This window comes from Brevibacillus sp. 1238 (assembly GCF_029892995.1).
In the GTDB taxonomy this organism is placed as follows: Bacteria; Bacillota; Bacilli; order Brevibacillales; family Brevibacillaceae; genus Brevibacillus; species Brevibacillus parabrevis.
On record NZ_JARXWC010000016.1, the window covers coordinates 1 to 21,027 of the forward strand.

A 21,027-nucleotide genomic window follows, 5' to 3' on the forward strand; every position below is an offset into this window, starting at 1 on the left:
TTCACTTTGTAAAAACTGGTGAGCCATGAAGGACTCGAACCTTCGACCCTCTGATTAAAAGTCAGATGCTCTACCAACTGAGCTAATGGCTCTCAATATCAATCCACTGCCATTACAACCAGATAACTAGATTATAAATGGCGGAGCTGACGGGACTCGAACCCGCGACCTCCGGTGTGACAGACCGGCGTGAACTCCAACTTCACCACAGCTCCATATTGTTATGCCCAAACCCAATCGGGTGTGCGAAATTGGATCGCCTGGACAAAGAGAAAATTTGGTTGCGGGAGCAGGATTTGAACCTGCGACCTTCGGGTTATGAGCCCGACGAGCTACCGAGCTGCTCCATCCCGCGACGATTAGGACTCACATGTCAGCATCACCACAAAACGCGGCGTCTTCAACTGACCGTCCTGCTATGTTATAAATGGTGGAGGCTGACGGGATCGAACCGCCGACCCTCTGCTTGTAAGGCAGATGCTCTCCCAGCTGAGCTAAGCCTCCATGCTCCCCGACTTTTGTCGGGTCCACGCAAAGTGCTCAGTGTTGCTATAACGCAACAGCTTCACTTTGTGAGGTGATTAAGTGACCCGTAGGGGATTCGAACCCCTGTATGACAGCGTGAAAGGCTGCTGTGTTAAACCGCTTCACCAACGGGCCATGCGTAATGGCGGATGGAGTGGGATTTGAACCCACGAGACGAGTTAACCCCGCCTACACGATTTCCAATCGTGCTCCTTCGGCCGCTCGGACATCCATCCATGTATATATGAAGGGATCGAGTTGATCACCTTGTTTGCCTTCCAGACTTCATATGTTATCACAAGCTTCTCAACTTGGCAAGAACTTTTTCAATACCGCTTAAAAAGTTCACTTTCATATAACTTTTCTGCTAGGCACAATAGCCATTGTAGCGCGTGAGCCATGCCCTGTCAACGATAAAATTATAAAAATCCCTTTTCGTTTTCCCGCTTTTGTTTGCATTCGCCTACCACGCATATATCATTACCCGTCAGCACAGATTTTAGTCGCGGCTCTACACTGCGATTTGCACCCCTAGCTTCAACATAAAAAGATACCTCCATTCATAAAATGATATACTTTCCCTAAATCAAAATTGGCGATGAATTACCTCGGCGCTACATACCTACAAATAGAAAGCCTCTGATGATCTCGCTTGACTTTGAAAGCGCGAAAAGGCGCGAAGAACAAGCCAGGCAAGCGATATCCAAATGAGAAAAGGAGTGAACCCCTGTGGTATTGCTTCGACAAGCCACGCTGCACGATCTTCCTGCTGTATGTAGAATAGACGCCCTCGTTCTAGGCTCAACCAGCCGAGCACATGAGCTGCAAACGGCTATTGCAGCCGGTCATTGCCATGTTGCTTCCCTCGACATGGACATCGCAGGCTTTGCCGTCATGAATCAATCTTTTTTTCAGCAAAGCTTTATTCACCTTGTCATCGTACATCCTCGGCATCAGCATCAAGGAATCGGAAAAGAGCTAATGCTGTACCTGGAAAAGCTATGTCCCACCGATAAGCTGTTCACTTCCACTAACCTTTCCAATAAGAAAATGCAACGCCTTTGCCAAAAGCTTGGGTATGCCTACAGCGGAACTATCCAGCACCTTGATCCTGCTGATCCGGAAGTGTTTTACTGCAAAAAAATATAGCAAAAACAGCCGCAGCATCAACTGCCACGGCTGTTTTTTTACTGATTCCGCTCGTAAACCAATCGCAACCCTTTTAACGTCAAATAAGGATCGACGACCTGAATGCACGATGTCTCATCTGCTACCAAAGAAGCCATCCCACCTGTTGCGACGACAGTCGGCTCGGTCTGGTACTCGGCTTTGATTCGACGAACGATTCCCTCGACCTGCCCCACAAAGCCGTAATAAATGCCTGCTTGCATGGCTGCGATCGTATTTCTGCCGACTACGCTCCCCGGTTTGGCGATCTCTATGCGCGGCAATTTTGCAGCCCGACTAAACAACGCCTCCGTGGAAATTCCGATGCCCGGCGCAATCGCTCCGCCCCAATATTGGCCCCGCTCATCCACGTAACAAAAAGTCGTAGCCGTTCCAAAATCAACAATGATCAAAGGCGCCCCGTATTCATGAATCGCCGCCACTGCATTGACAATCCGGTCCGAGCCTACTTCTCGCGGATACTCGTACTTGATATTCAGCCCGGTTTTGACTCCCGGGCCGACGATGAGCGCTTTTTGACGCAAGTATTTGCCGCACATGCGTTCAATCGCCGTATTCAAAGGCGGGACAACCGAGGAGAGAATCACTCCGCTGACCTGCTCAAGCACAAGCCCTGCGCTGCCAAACAAACTTTTCACAAGCATTCCGTATTCGTCTTCCGTCTTGTTGCGGTCGGTCGCGATCCGCCAATGATGGCGCAGCACCTCGCCCTCATACAGACCAAGGACGATATTGGAGTTGCCTATGTCGATCACCAGTAGCATACAGGTCGCTCCTTACCGTTTGCGCGTATTCAAATCCAGGCTGATATCAAACGCCGCAACGGAGTGGGTCAACGCTCCAACAGAAATGACATCCACGCCCGTTTTGGCAATATTTCCGATCGTGTCCAGGTTTACCCCGCCAGAAGCCTCTACCACCGCTCGTCCATCAATCAGAGCTACCGCTTCAGCCATTGCTTCCAGAGACATATTGTCCAGCATGATAATATCTGCGCCTGCGTCGAGCGCCTCGCGCACCTGCTCAAGCGACTCGGCCTCCACCTCTACGGTCATGGTATGAGGAATAGCGGCGCGAGCCGAGGCAACTGCCTGGGCAATTCCGCCCGCTCCTTTGATGTGATTGTCTTTGATCATCACGGCATCGTACAGGGCAAAGCGATGGTTATGGCCGCCCCCGACACGAACGGCGTACTTTTCCAGGAAACGCAGCCCCGGAGTCGTCTTGCGCGTATCTACTACCCGTGCTTTTGTGCCCGCTACTGCCGCTACATACTCGCTTGTTTTCGTCGCGATGCCGGACAGACGCTGCATCAAGTTGAGCGCAAGCCGTTCACCGCTCAAAATCGAACGCACAGAACCACTGACTTCTGCCAGCTCCTGACCGACTTCGACCCGCTGCCCTTCCGCTACTTTTGCCGTGAAAACAAGCTCAGGATCGACCGTCGCGAAAACTTGCTCGGCAATCGGCAAGCCTGCTACCACTCCCGCTTCCTTCGCGTACAAAATCCCGATCCCTTGCTCGGAATCCGGAATCGTGCTCATGGTTGTCACGTCGCCAAAGCCCACATCTTCGTGCAGCCATTCTTCGATTTTGCGTTGAAGCTCCCGTTTATTCCACATCGTTTTGTCCACACTCCTCTTGAATGGCGTTCTCGAACGTCTGGATGAGATGCTTGCGCCACAGCAAGTCATCTTTATTCGGAAAATCTGTGCGATAGTGCCCGCCACGGCTCTCTTCCCTAAGCAGCGAAGCTCTTGTCGTCAATACCGCTGCATTCAGCAAGTTTAAAAATTCAAAGGCTTCCCGGTCTTGCGCGATATACTGGTAAAACTGTTCCATCCGTTCCAGTTCGGCCAGCGCCTTTTTCAAACCTTTCTCGTCGCGCTTGACGCTGACGTGTCTCAGCATCAGCTTTTGCAGCTTCAGTCTTTGTTCACGTGTATTGAACGTGCGCGTTTGCCGATATTTGGAGACGACGCGAATCGGCTGAATCGCTGGCAGCTCAGTCAACTCCTTGATTCGCTGCGCGATCCGATGTCCGAAGACGACCGCTTCCGACAAGGAATTGCTCGCCAGTCTGTTCGCCCCATGTACGCCTGTGCAAGAAGCTTCGCCGCAGGCAAACAGGCGGCTGGTGGTCGTCTCGCCGTTCAAATCCGTCTGGACTCCGCCCATGATGTAGTGGCACGCAGGGGCGACCGGAATCCAGTCCGTCACCATGTTCAAGCCGTATTGCAGGCAAAAGTTGTAGATGGTCGGGAAGCGATGCTTGATCAGTTCCTCAGACTCGTGGGTGATATCGAGATAGACAAACGAAGACTTGGTCTGCTCCATCTCGGCCACAATCGCCCGCGCTACAATGTCACGCGGCGCGAGTTCTTTTTGCGGGTGGTACTTGTCCATGAAGCGGTCGCCATTGGTGTTGCGCAAAATGGCCCCTTCTCCCCTTACCGCCTCCGATATGAGGAAACGGGGTGCTCCTGGATAGTACAACGCGGTCGGGTGGAACTGGATAAACTCCACGTCTTTGATCCGCGCGCCAGCCCGATACGCGATGCCGATCCCATCCGCAGTGGCAATCTCCGGATTGGTGGTGTAGCGATATAGTTGTCCCGCTCCGCCAGTCGCCAGCACGGTCGCTTTTGCCTCGAGGAAAAACAACTCCCCGTCCGGCTTTTGCACGATCATCCCGACGCACTCGCCATCCTGCGTAAGCGCATCAATCGCAAAATGATGCTCCAACACATGAATGTTCTCTTGCTCCATGACCCGTTTGGACAAGGCACGCACAATCTCGGCCCCTGTTGCATCGCCATTCGCATGCAAAATGCGTCGCTTGCTATGCGCGCCTTCCTGCGTCAGCTCATACTGCCCTTCTGCATCGCGGTCAAATTCCGTTCCGTAAGCAATCAGTTCCTTCAAGCGATCAGGGCCTTCATGCACAAGCACTTCCACCGCATCGTACGAGCAAAGTCCCGCTCCGGCGATCAACGTGTCTTGACGATGCAAGGCAGGAGAATCCGATTTGGCCGTAACGGCGGCAATCCCTCCTTGCGCCCAGCGGGTATTGCTGTCATCCAGCCCTTTTTTGCTGATCAGAACTACATCCGCATACTCACTCGTTTGCAACGCCGTGTACAACCCGGCTATCCCTGCTCCAACAACAGCTACATCTGTTTTCATTCGAGGCAATGCCTGCAAATCAAAATCCGCGATATAACGGGGAATCATGGCTGTGTCCCTTCTCTCCGTAACTGATGATTTCCCACCCATTATAGCAAATACCTACCAGAAGAAAACCACATTGGAAAAGTTCCAATTGCAATAAAAAAGAGCATCCGCTTTTTGCGAACACTCTTGGCAAGTCACTCGTTTAGTTCGATTGGGCGACGCATTCCTTGCAGGTTCCGTACACCTCAAACTTGTGTCCGGTTACCTGAAAATCCTCTGGCACAGAAGCCATGACGTTCATCGGACAGCCTGGCAAGGAAGAAGTTTTCCCACACTCTGTACAGATTACATGGTGATGGTGGTGACCGTCTGCCGAGCAAGCCAGGCGAAAACGCCCTTCTCCCTCCAGCTCCGTCTCTTCCAAAATCCCCAGTTCAACAAAAGTGGAGATATTGCGATAAACAGTATCGAAGCTGAGAGTCGGATACTGCTCCTTAATTCGCTCCATAATATCTTTGGCAGACAAGTAGCGCTTCTCGGCAGCGCAGATGCGGATCATCTCCTCCCGCTTGCCGGTATATTTGTACCCGTGCTCCTTTAAAATTTGCAGGGCTTCTTCCACCTTCATCGACAAACACTCCTTCCTTTTGTCTTAACCAGATGACTTTATCGCATGATCGCACGCAGCTTTTTCACACCCAAAACAATGAGCATAATCAAAACAGCCATCAACACAATTGTACCACCAGATGCCCAGTCAAAGAGATAGGCAAAATACAATCCGCTCAGCACGGATATTTCCGCGAACAGAATCGAGAAAAAGATCGTCTGGCGAAAGCTCCGGGCAATTTGCAAGCTCGCCGCAACAGGCAGCGTAATCAGCGCGGAAATCAGGAGCACGCCGACAATGCGCATGGAAGCGGCAATCGTAAGCGCGACGAGAACCATGAACCACAGATTGATCGATCTGCGCGCGACACCGGACACCCGGGCAAATTCTTCATCGAAAGACACAGCGAACAGTTCCTTGTAGATCAGAAAAACCGTGCCAAGCACGACTACCGCCACGCCAACGAGCGCGTACAAATCTTCAATCGATACCGTGACGATTTTCCCGAACAAATACGAGTACAGGTCGGCGTTAAATCCGTCAGCAACACTGATCAAAACGGTAAACAGCCCAAGTCCTGTCGACAAAATGATCGGAATCGCCAAATCTTGATACGCTTTGTACACCTTGCGCAAGCGCTCAATGAACAAAGAACCGATCACCGCGAAAAGCATCCCGAAAAACAACGGGTTCACAGCGGAGAAAAACGCAATCTTTTTGGACACCAGCATCCCGGCAGCCACACCGGACAGTGTGACGTGAGACAGACCATCGGCCATCATCGACAAGCGGCGAACGATGAGAAACGTCCCGAGCAAGGGACAAATCAGGCCAATCAAAATCCCCGAAAACAGGGTATACCGCAAAAAATCATACTGCCACCAATCAGCCAGCATGTTCATACTCCTTCGTCATTATCTCGTTTGCAACGGCTTAATGGTGATGGGACAAGAGTCGGACGGAATCACCATACATGCTTTGCATAATTTTTTCCTGATTGTGCTCAAACTCGTGAGCGGTTCCGTGAAAATGGATTTTCTTTTGCACGCAAGCTACTTTCGTTACCCATTGCGACATCACTCCGACGTCGTGGCTCACGATCATCATCGTCAGGCCATTCTCTTCCTTTAGAGAACGCAACAAGCTGTAAAACTGCTCGATCGATTCCTGATCGACGCCGACAGTCGGCTCGTCGAGAATCAACAGCTCCGGCTCAGCGACAAGCGCCCGCGCAATAAACACGCGCTGCAATTGGCCGCCAGACAAACTTCCGATCCGCTGGTTCAGCTTATCCGTCAAACCTACCCGCTCAACAGCAGCCCGTACGCTTTCATGATGCTTGGCATTCAGTCTGCGGAAAAGGCCAACTTTTCCTACGAGACCAGAAGCAACGACTTCCTGAACTGTCGCGGGAAACCCGCCCGCACCGTGAGCCACTTGCTGCGCCACGTAGCCGATCCGGTTCCATTCGCGGAACTTGGACAAAGGCTGTCCGAACAGCTCGACCTTCCCTTTGCTCGGGGGCAAAAGACCGAGGATCAGCTTCATCAGCGTTGATTTCCCCGATCCATTCGGCCCGACAATCCCGACAAATTCGCCGCGCTCAAGCGAGAACTCCACTCCATCCAGAACCACTTTGTCGTCATATTGAAAGGAGACACCTGACAGCTTTACCACAGGCACTCCTTGTGTTGTTGGTTCCATGATATGATCATCCTTTAAATCGGATTTGTTCTGATTTGTTACCTTTCATCCTACTACGATTTTGCCCGAACTACAAGCCTCCTATGGAGCAGAAATCTTGGGTTGGCCCGATACAAAGAAAAATGCCGCCAGATTCAGCGACATTTTCTTGATCGTTAGTTCAATGCTACTTTCAATGTTTCCATATTGTCACGCATGATGGACAAATAATCACGGCCTGCCTTCACATCGTCCTCTGTCAAACCTTCAAGCGGATTGAGCGTAGCTGTCTTCACGCCCGCTTCCTTCGCAATCACTTCCGCCACTTTTGGAGAGACAAGCGTTTCAAACATGACGTAGGAAATGTTGTGCTCCTTCACATGCTCGACCAAGCTTTTCAGCTCGCCCGGAGATGGTTCGTCGGCCGGGTTCAATCCGGAAATCGCCACCTGTTCCAGACCATATCGTTTCGCCAAATAGGAAAAGGCGCTATGCGAAGTCATAAATTCCTTTTTGGGAGCCGCTGAAACCATTGTGTTAAAATCTTGATCCAGCTTATCCAAATCAGCAGCCAGTTGCGCAAAGTTCTTTTCAAAATCGGCAGCATGCGCCTGATCTTTTTGCGCCAGCGTATTTTTCACTTTTTCCGCCTGCGCCTTCAGCTTCATCGGGTCCAGCCATACGTGCGGGTCAAATTCCCCGTGGTCATGGTCGTGCTCCTCTTTTGCATGCTCTTCGGTCGCAGCTTCTCCCTCATGCTCGTGTTCATCCTCGGAGGCTTTCAGCAAATCGAGTCCTTCCGAGGCGTTGACGATCACTGTCTTGTTTTTGTCGAGGTTGCTGACGGCTTTATCCACCCACAGCTCCAAACCGCTGCCGTTGTAGGCGAAAACGTCTGCGTTCGCCAATGCTACCATGTCTTTGGCAGTCGGCTCGTAGTCGTGTGGTTCTACGCCCAAGGGGATCATGTTGGTCACTTCTACATGCTCTCCCCCGATGCGTTTGGCTACGTATTCCAATGGATATATGGTTGTATATACTTTCGGCTTGGCATCGCCCCCGGATTGAGGGGTGCTTGTCGTCTGCTCAGCTGCACCGCATCCGGCAATACTGACAGCCGTAACGAGGCTCAGGATCGCCAACAGGCTCTTTTTCATCTCTATGTTCCTCCTACCCAATTCAAAATGATTCCGATTTAGTTGCTTGATCGTTTTTCATTATACGGACAGTGACCCAAAAAGTAAATAGGATTTATTACGATTTAATTGTCATATGTTTGCATCGCCGATCGCAGCTACACAATTTCTCCATGTCGTTATGATAAGATATAAGGCGGGAGGTATGTCCAAAATGAAACGTCAATCATGGTTGGCCATAAGCATTTTTGCCGCAGCCCTGCTCACTGGTTGTGGCGCAACTGATCAAGCTGGTCAGGATCACGCGAATCACGCAAATCACGCTCCTAACGGCGACCTGCAAGAACTGACAGCTTCTGTTGATCAGCTGCCGAAGTTTCTCGATAATCAGGACCCCGTCATCATCGAATCGTACAAAATCGCAGGGGCAAACCGCGAGCTGCTCAAATCGATCCCTTGCTATTGCGGTTGCGGCGAAAGCGCTGGACACATGCACAACGGCAACTGCTTTATCAAAGAGGAAAAGTCGGACGGCTCGATCGTCTGGGATGACCATGGCACGCGCTGCGGTGTCTGCATGGAGATTGCCGTGATTTCGTCCAAGCTGAAACAGGCTGGCAAATCGACAAAAGAAATCCGCGAATACATCGACAACAACTACAAAGAAGGCTACGGAAAACCGACGCCCACCCCTATGCCCTCCTGAAATCCAGCCTTTTTCTATTCCTGACAAAGCTTCCTTAAAACTGGAAGCTTTTTTTGTTGTAAAAGACAGGAAATGTGATTACAATTATACCTAGATATTCGATGCATCTATATTCGATACAAAAGGAGATTCCTATGGCGATCAACAAGGAATTGATGAAAGGCAGCACGGTCATCCTGGTTCTCACCTTGCTCGAACAAAAGCCGATGTATGGCTACGAAATGATCAAGGCGATGGAAAAAAGCTCGAATGGGGTGCTGACGCTGAAGGAAGGCACGCTTTATCCGATCCTGCACACCCTGGAGTCGGAGGGGAAGGTCGAGGCGTTTTGGAGCGAAGGTGAGGGCGAGCGGAAACGCAAATATTATCAAATCACGCCCGAAGGCAAGCGGCATCTCAAAGACAAGAAACAGGAGTGGATCTCTTTTCGCACCGCAGTAGACGGAGTGTTGGGCGGTGAGCCGACGTGAGTCAACCAGACAAAATCGCCCGTTACATAGATGAAGTCTGCAAGCAAATAGCCAGCAAAGAGGTTCATCCCGCAATCCGTTTGGAGCTGGAGGGTCATTTTGCCGAAAAGATAGCGGATTACCGCGACGCTGGACACACCAAAGAAGCTGCCACCGCCCAAGCTATTGCCGAGATGGGTGATCCCGTCTCAATCGGACGCCAGCTGCACGAAACCCACAAACCGCGTATGGAATGGAGCATTGTGGCGATGGTTGCCGTTCTGCTCGGCGTCGGGCTGCTCACCATGTTCTCGCTGCAAACAGCCATGGGCAACGAAAAACTGGTCGAGCAAAAATGGATCGGCATGCTGATTGGCAGCGCCCTCTTTTTGCTTGTGCTTTTTTCCGATTACAGCAAGCTGAAAAAGTACAGCCGCTACCTTTATTTTGCTACGTTCATTCTCTTGCTGTTCACGCTGCGCACTGGCAAACCGATAAACGGCACGCCTTTTCTCGAAATTGGATCAACTATCGTCAATTCCATCGAGCTGAGCGTCTTTTTGTTCACGATCGCACTGGCGGGCATCTTCGCCCAATGGAGCTGGAAGGAACGCTTCGTCACTTTGCGGGTACTTGCTTATTTCCTTCCCCCCTGCTTGCTTCTGGCATCTTCGCACCAGACCTTTGCTGTCATCTTGTTTGTGGTTTCTCTGCTCTTTCTTTTGTTGGTTTCACCAGTCAGACGGGCTACGTTCTTGACCGTAATCGGCTTGGCAGGAGCAAGCATCGGCAGCTGCTTCTACCTGTTCGGCAGCCGTTATATGCTGGAACGGTGGAGTGCGTATCTTAACCCTTATAGCGACCCGAACGGAAGCGGTTATCTCGCCATTCAGCTCATGGATGCCGTTCGTTCAGCCGGGTTATGGGGACAAGGCTTTGGTTCGCAACTTGAAACTGTGCCGCTTCCTGAAACTGATTTTGTTTTTGCCTACATGATCTACAGCTTTGGTTTAATGACAGGTGCAGCGCTGTTCGCCATCGGCCTTTTATTGGTCAGCCGCTGGATACGTGCCATCAATCGGGTAAAAGATACATACGGCTCTCTGTTGTTGACCGGGATTGCCGTACTCATCTTCCTCCCCTACTTCTGGAGCATGTTTATGACAACGGGCCTGCTGCCGCCAGCACCGATCAGTTTGCCGCTGATCAGTCACGGGAATGCTCACCTCATTTTGAACATGGTTTTGCTGGGGATGGCCCTGAACATTTACCGTCGAAAAGACATCCAGCCCCTCGTACAGTCCTAAGCCTGGCACCATCTAAATTGCACTTGGAAAAAACAAAGGGAACAAAGCTCATGACAAGCTCTGTTCCCTTTTTATTGTTCTTTATTACGCCGGAGCTACTTCCAGCATGCGCTCCAAAGACGCGCGCGCTGCGTCGGCAACATCTTTTGGCACATAAATTTCCGGTTTCATCGTTTCCAGCGCTTCGACGCATTTTTTCAGGTTGTTTACCTTCATATTCGGGCAAACGAGGTATTTGGAGGCGAAAATAAACGTTTTGTCCGGGCTGTCCTTTTCCAGCATGTAGCGCGTGCCGTCCTCGGTCCCGATGATGAACTCCTTGTGGGACGATTCGCGGCAGTATTTGAGGATTCCCGTAGTCGAACCTACGTAGTCAGCCAAAGAAACGACCTCTGGGCGGCATTCTGGATGGACGACAACCACTGCCTCTGGATGCTGCTGCTTCAACGTCATGATGTCTTCTACAGACAACTGGTCATGCGTGTTGCAGTAACCTTCCCAGATGATCATTTTTTTGTCTGTGAACTGGGATACGTAGTGGCCCAGATTTTTGTCCGGCACCCAAATGATCTCCTCGCTGTCCACCGATTCGATCACCCGCTTGGCGTTGGACGACGTACAGCAGATGTAAGTCTCTGCCTTGACGTCGGCAGATGTGTTGATATACGCCACTACTTTTGCGTTCGGATGCTGTGCTTTCAACTTGCGCAGCCCTTCCACGTTCACCATGTCCGCCATCGGACAGCCTGCACGTTCATCAGGGATGATTACCGTCTTTTGGGGATTGAGAATTTTTGCACTTTCTCCCATGAAGTGAACTCCGCAGAACAAAATCACATCTGCATCGGTTTCTTTCGCTTTTTGCGCCAGACCAAAAGAGTCGCCAATGAAGTCCGCTACTTCCTGAATCTCGGGGCGTTGGTAAAAATGAGCAAGAATGATGGCGTTCCGTTCTTTCTTCAACTGCATCAGTCGTTCACGTAACTCAGCGTTGCGCTGGGCTTTTTTTTCTAACGCTAAAGCGTCCATGGAAAAAATCCCCCTACGGTGGTGTCATAATTTACGGTCATTGTAAGCTGATTACTTGGTCTTGTCAATGTAAGCGTTGTTACATGATTTGCCGATCCTTGCCTTTTCGCGAAAGACACGGAAACAAAAGGCTCATACCCGAAAAGGATATGAGCCTCGTTCTTGTCGCTCTTGTTTATTTTGCCCGAAACAACCATTGCAGGGCGTCTGGAACATATTGCACTCCCAGGTCAAACGAGTGAAACTCGCTCTCGTAAATCACCTGTCGCACGGTGCTCTCTGTAAAACCGTTTTGCAACAAATGTTCGTACACCTTTTTGCTGTTTGGCACCATCCATTGCTGTCCATTCGTACGGGTGGCCCCTTCGGCGTGGCCCAGGTTCATGTACAGGCGCTGGCCAGTACCCTCAATCGTCAGTTGCTCCAGCCACTCGATAATGCCCGGGAACCAGAACGATCCGGAAAAGCTCCCGATCCGCCCGAAAATATCGGGGTAGGATAAGGCGGTGTAGACCGAAATCAGTCCTCCCAGAGAAAAGCCCATGATTCCCGTATGTTCTTTTTCCGGCAAAGTGCGATATTGGCTGTCGATATACGGCTTCAGCTCGTGCGCGAGAAACTGAGCGTAGACAGAGGCGTTGCCTCCAAACATTTTGCCTGGCTCAAACACGTTTGGTGAAACAAACGGCGTGTATTCGTCGTTGCGATCAAAAGAAGCCACTCCGACGAAAATGAAGCCTGGCAACTCGCCCTGCGCCGTCAGCTCTCGCACTCTCAGCAGCGTGTCGCTATCTTTTGGCTCAATCAAATCGCCGCTGTCTTGCAAATAAATCACGGGATAGTGCTGATCGCTGTCCGCATAGCCGTCAGGCAAGTAAACCAGCAACTGTCTATCGTTAAACGTATCGTGGATCACGCTAGGCTGACTCATCTGAGTCTCTCCTCTCCGTCAGTGCGATTGATTTCTCGGTGCTATTCCGAAAGAACCCGGAGCAGCTCCTTCGTCGTATACTCAACCGCCAACGGACCTTTTGTGCTGATCGAGACATCCAGCGGATATACGTGCTTGGCTTTGACTGCTTTCAGCGAGTTCCAGACTTTGCTTTTGTTCAACTCGGCGAGCGTAGTATCGACGTTGTCCAAGTAATCGACGAGGAAAATGTAATCGGGATCGAGCACAGTCACGCCTTCCAGCGACACAACATCGCCCTCCAGCTTGTACTGGCCGGGAGGTTTGAGTCCCAGTCCTGATTTGTCATCAAAAGCGTAGGACACGTCATTGTCGTCCAGCACGTAAAAAGTGTTGCCGTCTCCCGAAGCGCGCAGGAACGTCACGGTCTTGTCTTTTTTCGCAGCCATCTTGCCTCTCGCTTCAGCCATCAGCGCTTCCAGCTTTGTAATGTATTCCTCGGCCAATTGCTCTTTGCCAATCAGCTTGGCGTATTCACGAAGCGTCTGTGCCCAAGTCCGTTCCTCGGTATTGTTAATCATGGCAACGGTCGAAATATGGCTCAAATCTTCGTAAACGTCGTTATGCGTACCGGAAAAGGCGACAATCAAATCTGGCTCAAGCTCCGTCATCAATTCCAGATTCGGCGTGGTCACTTCCCCGATGTCTTTGACAGAAGCCGTTTTGGCATAAGGCTTCAACGTCTCAAACGAACCCAGCATGCGCTCAGCCAAAGTAGAAGCGATCGGCGGAGTCTCCAGGGCAAAGAAATATTCCATCATGCCGAAATGAGTAACGACAACGCGCTGCGGCTGTTTGGCAATCACCACTTCTTTCCCTGTCGCATCGACATATGTTCTCGGCCATTGCTGCTTGGCCGATTGCGGACTAGCTGTAGTGGACGCGGAGGTAGCTACTTCTGTTGACTGCTGGGTCGACTGTGGAGGACTGCTGTTGACTGCCCCTCCATTGCCGGTACCGGAGCATGCGCTCAAAAGCAGGGCAAGCCCCAGCATAAGTTTATGCATTTTGCCTTTTGTTCCGTTTCTGAATAGCTGCACTCTCTCTCCCTCACCTTTTCGATAATGATTTTCATTATTAAACAGATTGTAGTAGCGGGGCGAGGTTTGAACAAGAGATGATCTTAGCCTTTTCACAGGATATTCTGAGCCTGCTTCCCAGAGTGCCGTTTCCGCTTGCTCCTTGAATTGCCCGGGTGTTACTCCCGTGTGCTTTTTGAACGCCCGGATAAAGTACGAAAGATCGCTGTACCCGACTCCTTCGGCAATAGCTTGCAAGGAAGCTTCGGTGCGCATCAGCAAAGCTTTTGCCTTGTCCAAGCGCACGCGGATCAAGTAATCAATCGGGCTGTAGCCTGTCTGTTGCTTGAATTGCTTGGACAAATACGGGACGCTGTAGCGCAGCTTTTGCGCGATGGCTTCCAGCGTAATCGGCTCGCTGTAATGGGAGTGAATGAATTGCTTGGCCTGCCAAACCAGATCGCCACTCTCTCCCCCCTCCTCCGTCCCATGCATCTGCTCCAGCAATTCGGCTACAAACAACTGGAACAAAGCTTTGGCGTAGAGCGGCTGTACAGCAGTATCGGTGACTTGTTGCCATATGTCCTGGAGTTTTTCGAGCTTGTCGAGCAACACAATCGACTGCTGTGGCACAAAGTCATACGACAGCAAAAACCAGTTGCGCGTCTCCAAAAGGCTCTTGATTTCCTGACGGCACGGCAGAGGAATCACCGCTTTATAGAAAAGAATGTAGAACTCAAATTCCGTTTTCTGGGGAACGATTTCGAGGGCCTGTCCCTTTCCGCCGTGAATCACGTGGCATCCGTTAACCGAATACACGAGTTCATCCAGCAGCACTTCCGCCTGGCCACGAACAGCATAGACAAACATACTGGAAGGAAGAGAGGAATAGCTGAATATATCCGTGGGCTGCACAATTTGATGACGCACATCCATGACTTTTACGGAAGCATGATTCCATAGATTCACTAACTCGTTTCGCCTCATGCGAATCACCTCTCCCTGCCAGATCACTACGCTCATTATAATTGATAACAATTCTCAATAACAACAAAAAAACCGTCCACTAACGAACGGTTTCTTCGTGTAAAAGCCTTTGGCTCGATTTGTCCATTATCGTGAAGGCGTCTCACCGAGGACGTGCTGCCAAATAAATTGGGCGACACCATCTTCATTGTGATGTGGTGCGGTGTATTTGGCGATCTCCTTGATCTTGGACGAGGCATTATCCATCGCTACCGAATAGCCAGCCTCGGTCAATGCCTCCCGATCATTTTCCGCATCGCCAAAAGCCATCACTTTCTCCGGTGCTATCCCCCATGCTTCGCAAAAATACAGCAGCCCTGCCCATTTGGAAACACCGTGCGAATTGACTTCAATGTTGTGCTGCCCGGATGAAGTAATCGAAATCTGCTCTTGCCATGGGGCAAACTGATCGGCACTCCACTTCAGGCGCTCCTGATTGTTGTCCCAAACAAAAAACTTCACAATCTCCACTTCGCCAGTCTCGATTTTTGCCAACATTTCCTCAAGCGGCGCCACGCGCGCAAGCCTGTAAAAGGCGAACTGCCGCATGGAAACTCCTTCGAGCGATGCATCCTGCTCGATGATCGCCTCCAGACGATCCCGATCCTCCTGCACCATCCAGCGATTGCTGTTTGTATCGTGCATTTCGTAGTAAACCGGCTCTTGTCTCAGCCCATGAATCGCACCGATCACCAGTTCTTTTGCCAAGGAGTAGCGGCGGACCAGTGTGCCGTCTTTTTCGTAAAGGGCCGCCCCGTTGCTACACACGTAACCATCGAACGGAAACGAATCAATCGGGATTTGTGCGGAGCCAAACATCCTTCCTGTCGACAGCACCAGCTTGCAGCCTTTTTCCTGCAGCTTGAACAGTGCTTCCCTGTTTCCCTCGCTCATTTGTGATGCCTCATTCAACAATGTACCATCCATATCAAATGCTGCCATCCCCGGTGTAAGTAGCATCATTTCTCCTCCTCCACTGATTCGGTTGACTATGCTATATGTTGGGCTAGACAAATGCCCCTTGTCTCTTTATGAAGAAAAGAGGCACCTGAGGCGCCTCTTATTGTTTCGGTTCTTCGTTTGTTTCTTCTTGTTTAGGTTGAATGTTCACGACCACATCATTGTTTTCCTGATTAGCCGGATCATTGTCCATTTTTCCCGTTTCGATCAATTGCTTGATCTGCTCAGCATCAAGCGTCTCTACGCGCAGCAATGTGTTAGCAATCAGATCCAGCTGATCGCGGTGCTTGGTCAGCAGTTCTGTACACTTGGCGTAGCATTCGTTGATGATGTTTTGCATTTCAAGATCGATCTCGTACGCGATTTTGTCCGAGTAGTTGCGCTCGTTGCCATAATCGCGGCCCAGGAACACCTGTCCTTGGCTTTTACCGAATTGCATCGGGCCGAGCTTGCTCATTCCGTATTCGGTAATCATGCTGCGAGCAATTGCTGTCGCGCGTTGGAAGTCATTGTGCGCCCCGGTACTGATATCCCCGAGCACCAATTCCTCAGCCACTCGTCCACCCAGCAGGCCGACGATTTTGTCGAGCAAATCGCTTTTGGTTGCAAAGAAACGGTCTTCTTTTGGCAGCATCACTGTGTATCCGCCAGCCTGGCCGCGCGGAATGATTGTTACCTTATGTACCATTTCTGCATTTCTCAAATGATAGCCGATAATCGTGTGACCAGCTTCGTGGAACGCAACCAGGCGTCTTTCGTCTTCGCTGACTACGCGAGACTTTTTCGCCGGACCAGCAATAACGCGGTCGATGGCTTCGTCTACTTCCTTCATGCTGATTTGCTTTTTGTTTTTGCGGGCAGTGAGAAGAGCTGCTTCGTTCAGCAAGTTCTCCAAATCTGCACCAGTGAAGCCCGAAGTACCACGGGCAATCACATCGAGCTTCACGTCTTCGCCAAGCGGCTTGTTGCGGGCATGAACCTTGAGCACCGCTTCACGGCCTTTGATGTCAGGACGATCCACTGTGATTTGACGGTCAAAACGTCCTGGACGCAAAAGCGCCGGGTCGAGAATGTCAGGTCGGTTGGTCGCAGCTACCATGATGATACCTTCGTTGCCGCCGAACCCGTCCATCTCTACGAGCAACTGGTTGAGAGTTTGCTCGCGCTCGTCATGACCACCGCCGAGTCCAGCACCACGCTGGCGACCTACGGCGTCAATCTCATCGATAAAGATAATGCACGGAGCATTTTTCTTCGCGTTTTCAAACAGGTCACGCACGCGGGATGCACCGACCCCGACGAACATTTCCACGAAGTCAGAACCGGAAATGCTGAAGAACGGAACGCCTGCTTCACCAGCGACAGCGCGGGCGAGCAATGTTTTACCCGTACCTGGAGGGCCTACAAGCAGAACCCCTTTCGGAATACGAGCGCCAACAGCGTTAAATTTGCGCGGGTCTTTCAGGAACTCAACGACTTCCTCCAGCTCCGCTTTTTCTTCATCTGCACCCGCTACATCGTCAAACGTAACGCGCTTCTTCTCTTCGTTGTACAGCTTCGCGCGGCTTTTTCCGAAGTTCATGACTCGGCTTCCGCCACCCTGAGCGTTGTTCAGAAGGAAGAAAAACAGGATGAAAATGATGACAAAAGGAATGATCGAGGTCAGGAACGTGAGCCAAATGCTGTTGCCCTCCGCTGGATTGAACTCTACCTTTTTCAGTTTTTGATCATCAATTTTCGTCTCCACAAGTTTTACAACATCGGAGTCGTACAAAGGAACGTTGGTAAAAAATTTGTTGCTTTCCTGTCCCGGAATAGCTTTAGCCAGTGTACCCTCTACCCTGTATGTGCCATTTTCAGGGCGCATGGATAGCTCTGTAACATTGTCAGCCTTCAGCTGTACCCGGAAATCCTGATATGTAAGTTTCCCAACCTTATCAGTACCGGAGAGGATGAAATTCACGATCCCGACCGTGACAAGAAAAATCAGTAGGTAGAACCCGGTATTACGAAAAAAGCGATTCATTCCTTACCTCCTCTCACGAACAGACACTTTTCACATTTTATCATATTTTGCAGGGTCTCCACAACAAAGCTACTTCGTGTAGACTTCAGGTTTCAACACCCCGATATACGGCAAATTACGATAGTGCTCGGCATAGTCCAAGCCGTATCCAACAACAAATTCGTCAGGAATATCGTAACCGCTGTAATCCGGTGAAATATCCACCTTGCGACGCTCTGGCTTGTTGAGAAGTGTGACCACTTTCACAGAGGCAGCTTCGCGATGGCGAAGCAGCTCTACCAGTCGGCTCAATGTCAGTCCGCTATCCATGATGTCTTCTACTACCAGCACGTGTCTGTTTTGCACGGAAGTATCGAGGTCCTTGAGGATTTTCACCATGCCGGATGACTCTGTTCCGCTGCCATAGCTGGAAACCGCCATGAAGTCCATTTCGCATGGAATGTTCATGTGACGGATCAGGTCAGCCATGAAAACAACCGCGCCTTTCAGTACGCAAATCACCAACGGATTTTTGCCCTGATATTCGGCAGCCAGTGTTTCGCCCAGCTCCTTTACCTTTCCTGCAATATCTTCTTCTGATAGCAAAATCTTCTCGATGTCTTGATTCATGAAAAAACCTCCCGCCAATCTTCTCCAAACTCAACCCGCACGTGTAGAAAACGCCTGGTCTGTCCATTTACAGGCGCTACGGCGGAACGGCGCACACCTGGTACCAAAATCACCTCATCGCCCGCCGTCAAAAGCGGAAGTTTGTCCCGCCATGCTCGCGGAAATTTGGCATCAATTAGTAGATCCTTCAGCTTCTTTCCAGTTGCAGAGCCAAACAGGGTGAGACGATCTCCTGATCTCCGGTTGCGCAAATAAAGCGCTCCCGGGAGCTGATCGGCGTCGAAAACCGCCTCGTTCTCAGGGAGTCGTCCCCAATCCATGGGACTTTCAAGGTATGAAATATGTACCGTGGCATTGCTCTCGTCGATCCGGGTCACCCCTGGAACTGCGAGTTCGTAACTATAGGTATGTATGCTGTCTTGCCGCTTTCTACGACTAAAAAGGATTCGTCCGTACATCCGGCTTACGACCAGTTTGTCGGGCAAATGAACTTCCGCAGAAGGGCGACTTCCCCCTAGCATGTGCAAAACGGTCTCCACATGCTGCGAAGACCATTCGGTATGTTTTGAGAGATAACTTAATATTAGAGTAATCATTCTCCTTTGTAAAGCAACGTCACAAGTTTGAAACTTGTCTTTGTCAATGACAAATGCTTCCTGTTTCTTTTCGATCACAGCCTCGTCCAGACGCTCGCGAGCCAGCCTGGTCAAAAACGCCTCATCCTGCGAAACCGCGCCTGCCAAATCAAGAATATGCTCGCGGTACTTCTCGTTTACCTGAGCCAAGAGCGGCATCACATCCAGACGCAGCAAATTGCGCTTGTACTTGCGCGAACGATTGCTGCTGTCCTCTCGTGGAGCAAGACCATTTTCCTGGCAATAGGCTTCCAGTTCCTGACGCGTTTTATGCAACAGCGGACGCACCAATTCAATCCCGGTATCTTCCAGCATGCGACGCTGCGGCATGCCAGCCAGTCCTTGCAACCTGCTGCCGCGCACGAGACGGAACAAAATCGTCTCCACCTGGTCATCGGCATGATGCGCCAATGCCAGCTTGGTTGCCTGATGAGCAATGCCTACTTCGCGATAAAAGCGGTAGCGAAGCTCGCGGCTTGCCTCCTGGCCCCCCTTCCCCGTCTTTTTCATATAGGAAGGGACATCGTACTCAAACAGGTGAAAAGACACGCCAAGCTCGCTGCACAACGCTTCTGCGTACTGTGCATCCAGCCTGGCCTCCTCTCCGCGGAAGCCGTGATTCAAATGAACGGCATGCAGCTTCCAGCCGTATTGATAGTGTTGATTTAGAGAAGCCAATATATGCAAAAGAGCTGTAGAATCATTGCCGCCGGAGATTCCGACGATAACCGTTTCTCCGGGGAGAAGGAGCCTTAGAGCCTCAATCTCGTTGCGTACGCTTTCCAGCATAACGGGCTCCTTTCCAAATCGTCACGACGGAAATACCAAAAATAAGTCCGGATGCAATCGCCCCAGCCACCATCAACGTCTTGGTAGCCAGCGTGATTCCCTCCACGTAGTTGTTGTTCACGAAAGCCAGCATGGATTTGTAGGCCAGCGAACCGGGAACGAGCGGAATAATGCCCGCGACGCTAAAGTTGGTCGAGGGAACACGGAGCAAAATCGATAAAAACTGGCTGAGCAACGAGACGATCGCTGCGGAAACAAATGTCGACAGCAGCACTTCCGCCCCCCAGATCGGCAAAAGCGAAAACACGCAAAACCCGACCATCCCGGCCAAGCCACCGGCCAAAATCGTGCGAACCGGGACGTTAAACAGCACGCACCACGCCATTGATGAGAAGAAGCTCAGCGCCAAACCTTGAACAAACATACTTACTCACCTCAACCAGAGAATAATCGCTGTGGCTACCGCTACGGAGACGGCCGTCAACATGGCCTCGACTCCCCGGGAAACACCCGCAACCAGATCACCTGCCAACAAATCCCGCAGCGAGTTGGTGATCGCAATCCCTGGGAACAATGGAAGCATGGCACCGATAATGATGATGCTAATGTGCAGCTGTGGGAAAAGGGCTACAGCCAGCAAGGCAAACAGCCCGCCCAGCAAAGCAGCCGTAAATTCGGTAAAAAACTTCATTCGAACAAACTGTTCCAAATATTCGAGGCTCAGATTGACGATCAGTCCAGCCAGCGCCGACGGGACGAGATCAAACCATGTACCTCCGGCAAGCATGGCAAAGGAGCCGCTGGCGATGGCTGCTGCCATATGCTGCATCCACTTCGGATAAATCGGCTTTTCCTGGTCGATTTCACGCAGCCTTCGATACGCTTGCTCCAAGGTGATCTTCCCGCTGACAAAGCGCCGGGATACGTCGTTTACAAGTGTGATTTTATTCAAATTGGTGGTTCGCTTTGGCGTTCGGACCATGCGGGTATGATCCAGCCCGCTACACCGAAAAGACAAAATGATGCTCGTAGGTGTAGCCGAGCTGTTGACGTCATCCATCCCCGCAGCCACGGCAATCAAAGCCATCGTCTCTTCCGTCCTGTATGTTTCACCACCATTTTTCAATATGATTGAGCCTGCCAACAAGCAAGTATCCATCACCAAATCCGAGGACACAAACCGTCA

20 protein-coding genes and 6 tRNA genes are annotated in these 21,027 nt (G+C 51.0%); 4 read left to right on the plus strand and 22 right to left on the minus strand.

What is annotated here, in order from left to right; all coding sequences use genetic code 11:
• Nucleotides 1–16: 16 nt before the first annotated feature.
• The 6 genes from M2298_RS24655 to M2298_RS24680 form a co-directional block, all read right to left on the minus strand.
• Nucleotides 17–92: transfer RNA gene (locus tag M2298_RS24655), tRNA-Lys, on the minus strand.
• A 46-nt stretch (nucleotides 93–138) separates the two neighbouring features.
• Nucleotides 139–215, minus strand: a tRNA-Asp gene (locus M2298_RS24660).
• Nucleotides 216–278: 63 nt separating this feature from the next.
• Nucleotides 279–355, minus strand: a tRNA-Met gene (locus M2298_RS24665).
• A gap of 73 nt (nucleotides 356–428) precedes the next feature.
• Nucleotides 429–504: transfer RNA gene (locus M2298_RS24670), tRNA-Val, on the minus strand.
• Between the two features lie 82 nt (nucleotides 505–586).
• Nucleotides 587–660: transfer RNA gene (locus tag M2298_RS24675), tRNA-Glu, on the minus strand.
• An 8-nt stretch (nucleotides 661–668) separates the two neighbouring features.
• A tRNA-Ser gene (locus M2298_RS24680) sits at nucleotides 669–761 on the minus strand.
• 493 nt (nucleotides 762–1,254) lie between these two features.
• Between M2298_RS24680 and M2298_RS24685 the strand changes: the two genes are divergently transcribed.
• Nucleotides 1,255–1,674 (plus strand): GNAT family N-acetyltransferase, encoded by a 420-nt coding sequence (locus tag M2298_RS24685; protein ID WP_122966001.1) that lies wholly within the window; start codon nucleotides 1,255–1,257, stop codon nucleotides 1,672–1,674.
• Nucleotides 1,675–1,712: 38 nt separating this feature from the next.
• Here M2298_RS24685 and M2298_RS24690 read toward each other — a convergent pair whose 3' ends face one another.
• From M2298_RS24690 to M2298_RS24720, 7 genes are all read right to left on the minus strand, one after another.
• A complete protein-coding gene (locus M2298_RS24690) occupies nucleotides 1,713–2,477 on the minus strand; it encodes a type III pantothenate kinase (RefSeq protein ID WP_122966002.1) in 765 nt (254 codons plus the stop codon).
• A 12-nt stretch (nucleotides 2,478–2,489) separates the two neighbouring features.
• Nucleotides 2,490–3,335: a carboxylating nicotinate-nucleotide diphosphorylase gene (gene nadC / locus M2298_RS24695; protein WP_173598024.1), complete on the minus strand. Its 846-nt coding sequence runs from the start codon at nucleotides 3,333–3,335 to the stop codon at nucleotides 2,490–2,492.
• Nucleotides 3,325–4,947 (minus strand): L-aspartate oxidase, encoded by a 1,623-nt coding sequence (nadB, locus tag M2298_RS24700; RefSeq protein WP_122966004.1) that lies wholly within the window; start codon nucleotides 4,945–4,947, stop codon nucleotides 3,325–3,327. Before nadB ends, nadC begins: the two co-directional genes overlap by 11 nt.
• Nucleotides 4,948–5,089: 142 nt before the next feature.
• The gene (locus M2298_RS24705) at nucleotides 5,090–5,515 is read right to left on the minus strand and encodes a Fur family transcriptional regulator (protein WP_063230357.1); all 426 of its coding nucleotides are present in this window, start codon (nucleotides 5,513–5,515) and stop codon (nucleotides 5,090–5,092) included.
• Nucleotides 5,516–5,553: 38 nt separating this feature from the next.
• Nucleotides 5,554–6,393 (minus strand): metal ABC transporter permease, encoded by an 840-nt coding sequence (locus tag M2298_RS24710; protein ID WP_122966005.1) that lies wholly within the window; start codon nucleotides 6,391–6,393, stop codon nucleotides 5,554–5,556.
• A 37-nt stretch (nucleotides 6,394–6,430) separates the two neighbouring features.
• Nucleotides 6,431–7,201 carry a metal ABC transporter ATP-binding protein gene (locus M2298_RS24715; protein ID WP_122966006.1) on the minus strand — a complete coding sequence of 257 codons (771 nt, stop codon included), beginning with the start codon at nucleotides 7,199–7,201 and terminating at the stop codon, nucleotides 6,431–6,433.
• A 155-nt stretch (nucleotides 7,202–7,356) separates the two neighbouring features.
• Nucleotides 7,357–8,337: a metal ABC transporter substrate-binding protein gene (locus tag M2298_RS24720; RefSeq protein ID WP_122966007.1), complete on the minus strand. Its 981-nt coding sequence runs from the start codon at nucleotides 8,335–8,337 to the stop codon at nucleotides 7,357–7,359.
• A gap of 193 nt (nucleotides 8,338–8,530) precedes the next feature.
• On the opposite strand from M2298_RS24720, the gene M2298_RS24725 reads away from it, so the two are divergent.
• The 3 genes from M2298_RS24725 (at nucleotide 8,531) to M2298_RS24735 (ending at nucleotide 10,778) form a co-directional block, all read left to right on the plus strand.
• Nucleotides 8,531–9,022, plus strand: coding sequence for a PCYCGC domain-containing protein (locus M2298_RS24725; RefSeq protein ID WP_063230353.1), 492 nt, complete (start codon nucleotides 8,531–8,533; stop codon nucleotides 9,020–9,022).
• 134 nt (nucleotides 9,023–9,156) lie between these two features.
• A complete protein-coding gene (locus M2298_RS24730) occupies nucleotides 9,157–9,492 on the plus strand; it encodes a PadR family transcriptional regulator (RefSeq protein WP_122966009.1) in 336 nt (111 codons plus the stop codon).
• On the plus strand, nucleotides 9,489–10,778 hold the full coding sequence (locus tag M2298_RS24735; protein WP_280649208.1) for an FtsW/RodA/SpoVE family cell cycle protein: 1,290 nt from the start codon (nucleotides 9,489–9,491) through the stop codon (nucleotides 10,776–10,778). Before M2298_RS24730 ends, M2298_RS24735 begins: the two co-directional genes overlap by 4 nt.
• A gap of 84 nt (nucleotides 10,779–10,862) precedes the next feature.
• On the opposite strand, the gene nadA is transcribed toward M2298_RS24735, so the two are convergent.
• From nadA to M2298_RS24780, 9 genes are all read right to left on the minus strand, one after another.
• Nucleotides 10,863–11,807: a quinolinate synthase NadA gene (gene nadA, locus M2298_RS24740; protein WP_063230349.1), complete on the minus strand. Its 945-nt coding sequence runs from the start codon at nucleotides 11,805–11,807 to the stop codon at nucleotides 10,863–10,865.
• 175 nt (nucleotides 11,808–11,982) lie between these two features.
• On the minus strand, nucleotides 11,983–12,738 hold the full coding sequence (locus tag M2298_RS24745; RefSeq protein WP_217023325.1) for an alpha/beta hydrolase: 756 nt from the start codon (nucleotides 12,736–12,738) through the stop codon (nucleotides 11,983–11,985).
• 41 nt (nucleotides 12,739–12,779) lie between these two features.
• Nucleotides 12,780–14,783, minus strand: coding sequence for an AraC family transcriptional regulator (locus M2298_RS24750; RefSeq protein WP_217023323.1), 2,004 nt, complete (start codon nucleotides 14,781–14,783; stop codon nucleotides 12,780–12,782).
• A gap of 126 nt (nucleotides 14,784–14,909) precedes the next feature.
• Nucleotides 14,910–15,782, minus strand: coding sequence for an HAD family hydrolase (locus tag M2298_RS24755; RefSeq protein ID WP_217023321.1), 873 nt, complete (start codon nucleotides 15,780–15,782; stop codon nucleotides 14,910–14,912).
• Between the two features lie 100 nt (nucleotides 15,783–15,882).
• A complete protein-coding gene (gene ftsH / locus M2298_RS24760) occupies nucleotides 15,883–17,808 on the minus strand; it encodes an ATP-dependent zinc metalloprotease FtsH (RefSeq protein ID WP_122966014.1) in 1,926 nt (641 codons plus the stop codon).
• Nucleotides 17,809–17,877: 69 nt separating this feature from the next.
• On the minus strand, nucleotides 17,878–18,417 hold the full coding sequence (hpt, locus tag M2298_RS24765) for a hypoxanthine phosphoribosyltransferase (protein WP_063230345.1): 540 nt from the start codon (nucleotides 18,415–18,417) through the stop codon (nucleotides 17,878–17,880).
• Nucleotides 18,414–19,841 carry a tRNA lysidine(34) synthetase TilS gene (gene tilS / locus M2298_RS24770; protein WP_280649209.1) on the minus strand — a complete coding sequence of 476 codons (1,428 nt, stop codon included), beginning with the start codon at nucleotides 19,839–19,841 and terminating at the stop codon, nucleotides 18,414–18,416. Before tilS ends, hpt begins: the two co-directional genes overlap by 4 nt.
• Nucleotides 19,813–20,265, minus strand: a complete 453-nt coding sequence (locus M2298_RS24775; protein ID WP_063230343.1) for a threonine/serine exporter family protein — start codon at nucleotides 20,263–20,265, stop codon at nucleotides 19,813–19,815. The genes tilS and M2298_RS24775 overlap by 29 nt, the downstream gene beginning before the upstream one ends.
• Nucleotides 20,266–20,271: 6 nt before the next feature.
• On the minus strand, nucleotides 20,272–21,018 hold the full coding sequence (locus M2298_RS24780) for a threonine/serine exporter family protein (RefSeq protein WP_122966016.1): 747 nt from the start codon (nucleotides 21,016–21,018) through the stop codon (nucleotides 20,272–20,274).
• Nucleotides 21,019–21,027 lie beyond the last annotated feature (9 nt).

What these genes read in the sequence shown, in the direction of transcription:
- M2298_RS24690 (WP_122966002.1), bottom strand. Translation starts at nt 2,477, where the DNA reads ATGCTACTGGTGATCGACATAGGCAACTCCAATATCGTCCTTGGTCTG.
- nadC (WP_173598024.1), bottom strand. Translation starts at nt 3,335, where the DNA reads ATGTGGAATAAACGGGAGCTTCAACGCAAAATCGAAGAATGGCTGCAC.
- nadB (WP_122966004.1), bottom strand. Translation starts at nt 4,947, where the DNA reads ATGATTCCCCGTTATATCGCGGATTTTGATTTGCAGGCATTGCCTCGA.
- M2298_RS24705 (WP_063230357.1), bottom strand. Translation starts at nt 5,515, where the DNA reads ATGAAGGTGGAAGAAGCCCTGCAAATTTTAAAGGAGCACGGGTACAAA.
- M2298_RS24710 (WP_122966005.1), bottom strand. Translation starts at nt 6,393, where the DNA reads ATGCTGGCTGATTGGTGGCAGTATGATTTTTTGCGGTATACCCTGTTT.
- M2298_RS24715 (WP_122966006.1), bottom strand. Translation starts at nt 7,201, where the DNA reads ATGGAACCAACAACACAAGGAGTGCCTGTGGTAAAGCTGTCAGGTGTC.
- M2298_RS24720 (WP_122966007.1), bottom strand. Translation starts at nt 8,337, where the DNA reads ATGAAAAAGAGCCTGTTGGCGATCCTGAGCCTCGTTACGGCTGTCAGT.
- M2298_RS24725 (WP_063230353.1), top strand. Translation starts at nt 8,531, where the DNA reads ATGAAACGTCAATCATGGTTGGCCATAAGCATTTTTGCCGCAGCCCTG.
- M2298_RS24730 (WP_122966009.1), top strand. Translation starts at nt 9,157, where the DNA reads ATGGCGATCAACAAGGAATTGATGAAAGGCAGCACGGTCATCCTGGTT.
- nadA (WP_063230349.1), bottom strand. Translation starts at nt 11,807, where the DNA reads ATGGACGCTTTAGCGTTAGAAAAAAAAGCCCAGCGCAACGCTGAGTTA.
- M2298_RS24745 (WP_217023325.1), bottom strand. Translation starts at nt 12,738, where the DNA reads ATGAGTCAGCCTAGCGTGATCCACGATACGTTTAACGATAGACAGTTG.
- M2298_RS24750 (WP_217023323.1), bottom strand. Translation starts at nt 14,783, where the DNA reads ATGAGGCGAAACGAGTTAGTGAATCTATGGAATCATGCTTCCGTAAAA.
- M2298_RS24755 (WP_217023321.1), bottom strand. Translation starts at nt 15,782, where the DNA reads ATGCTACTTACACCGGGGATGGCAGCATTTGATATGGATGGTACATTG.
- ftsH (WP_122966014.1), bottom strand. Translation starts at nt 17,808, where the DNA reads ATGAATCGCTTTTTTCGTAATACCGGGTTCTACCTACTGATTTTTCTT.
- hpt (WP_063230345.1), bottom strand. Translation starts at nt 18,417, where the DNA reads ATGAATCAAGACATCGAGAAGATTTTGCTATCAGAAGAAGATATTGCA.
- tilS (WP_280649209.1), bottom strand. Translation starts at nt 19,841, where the DNA reads ATGCTGGAAAGCGTACGCAACGAGATTGAGGCTCTAAGGCTCCTTCTC.
- M2298_RS24775 (WP_063230343.1), bottom strand. Translation starts at nt 20,265, where the DNA reads ATGTTTGTTCAAGGTTTGGCGCTGAGCTTCTTCTCATCAATGGCGTGG.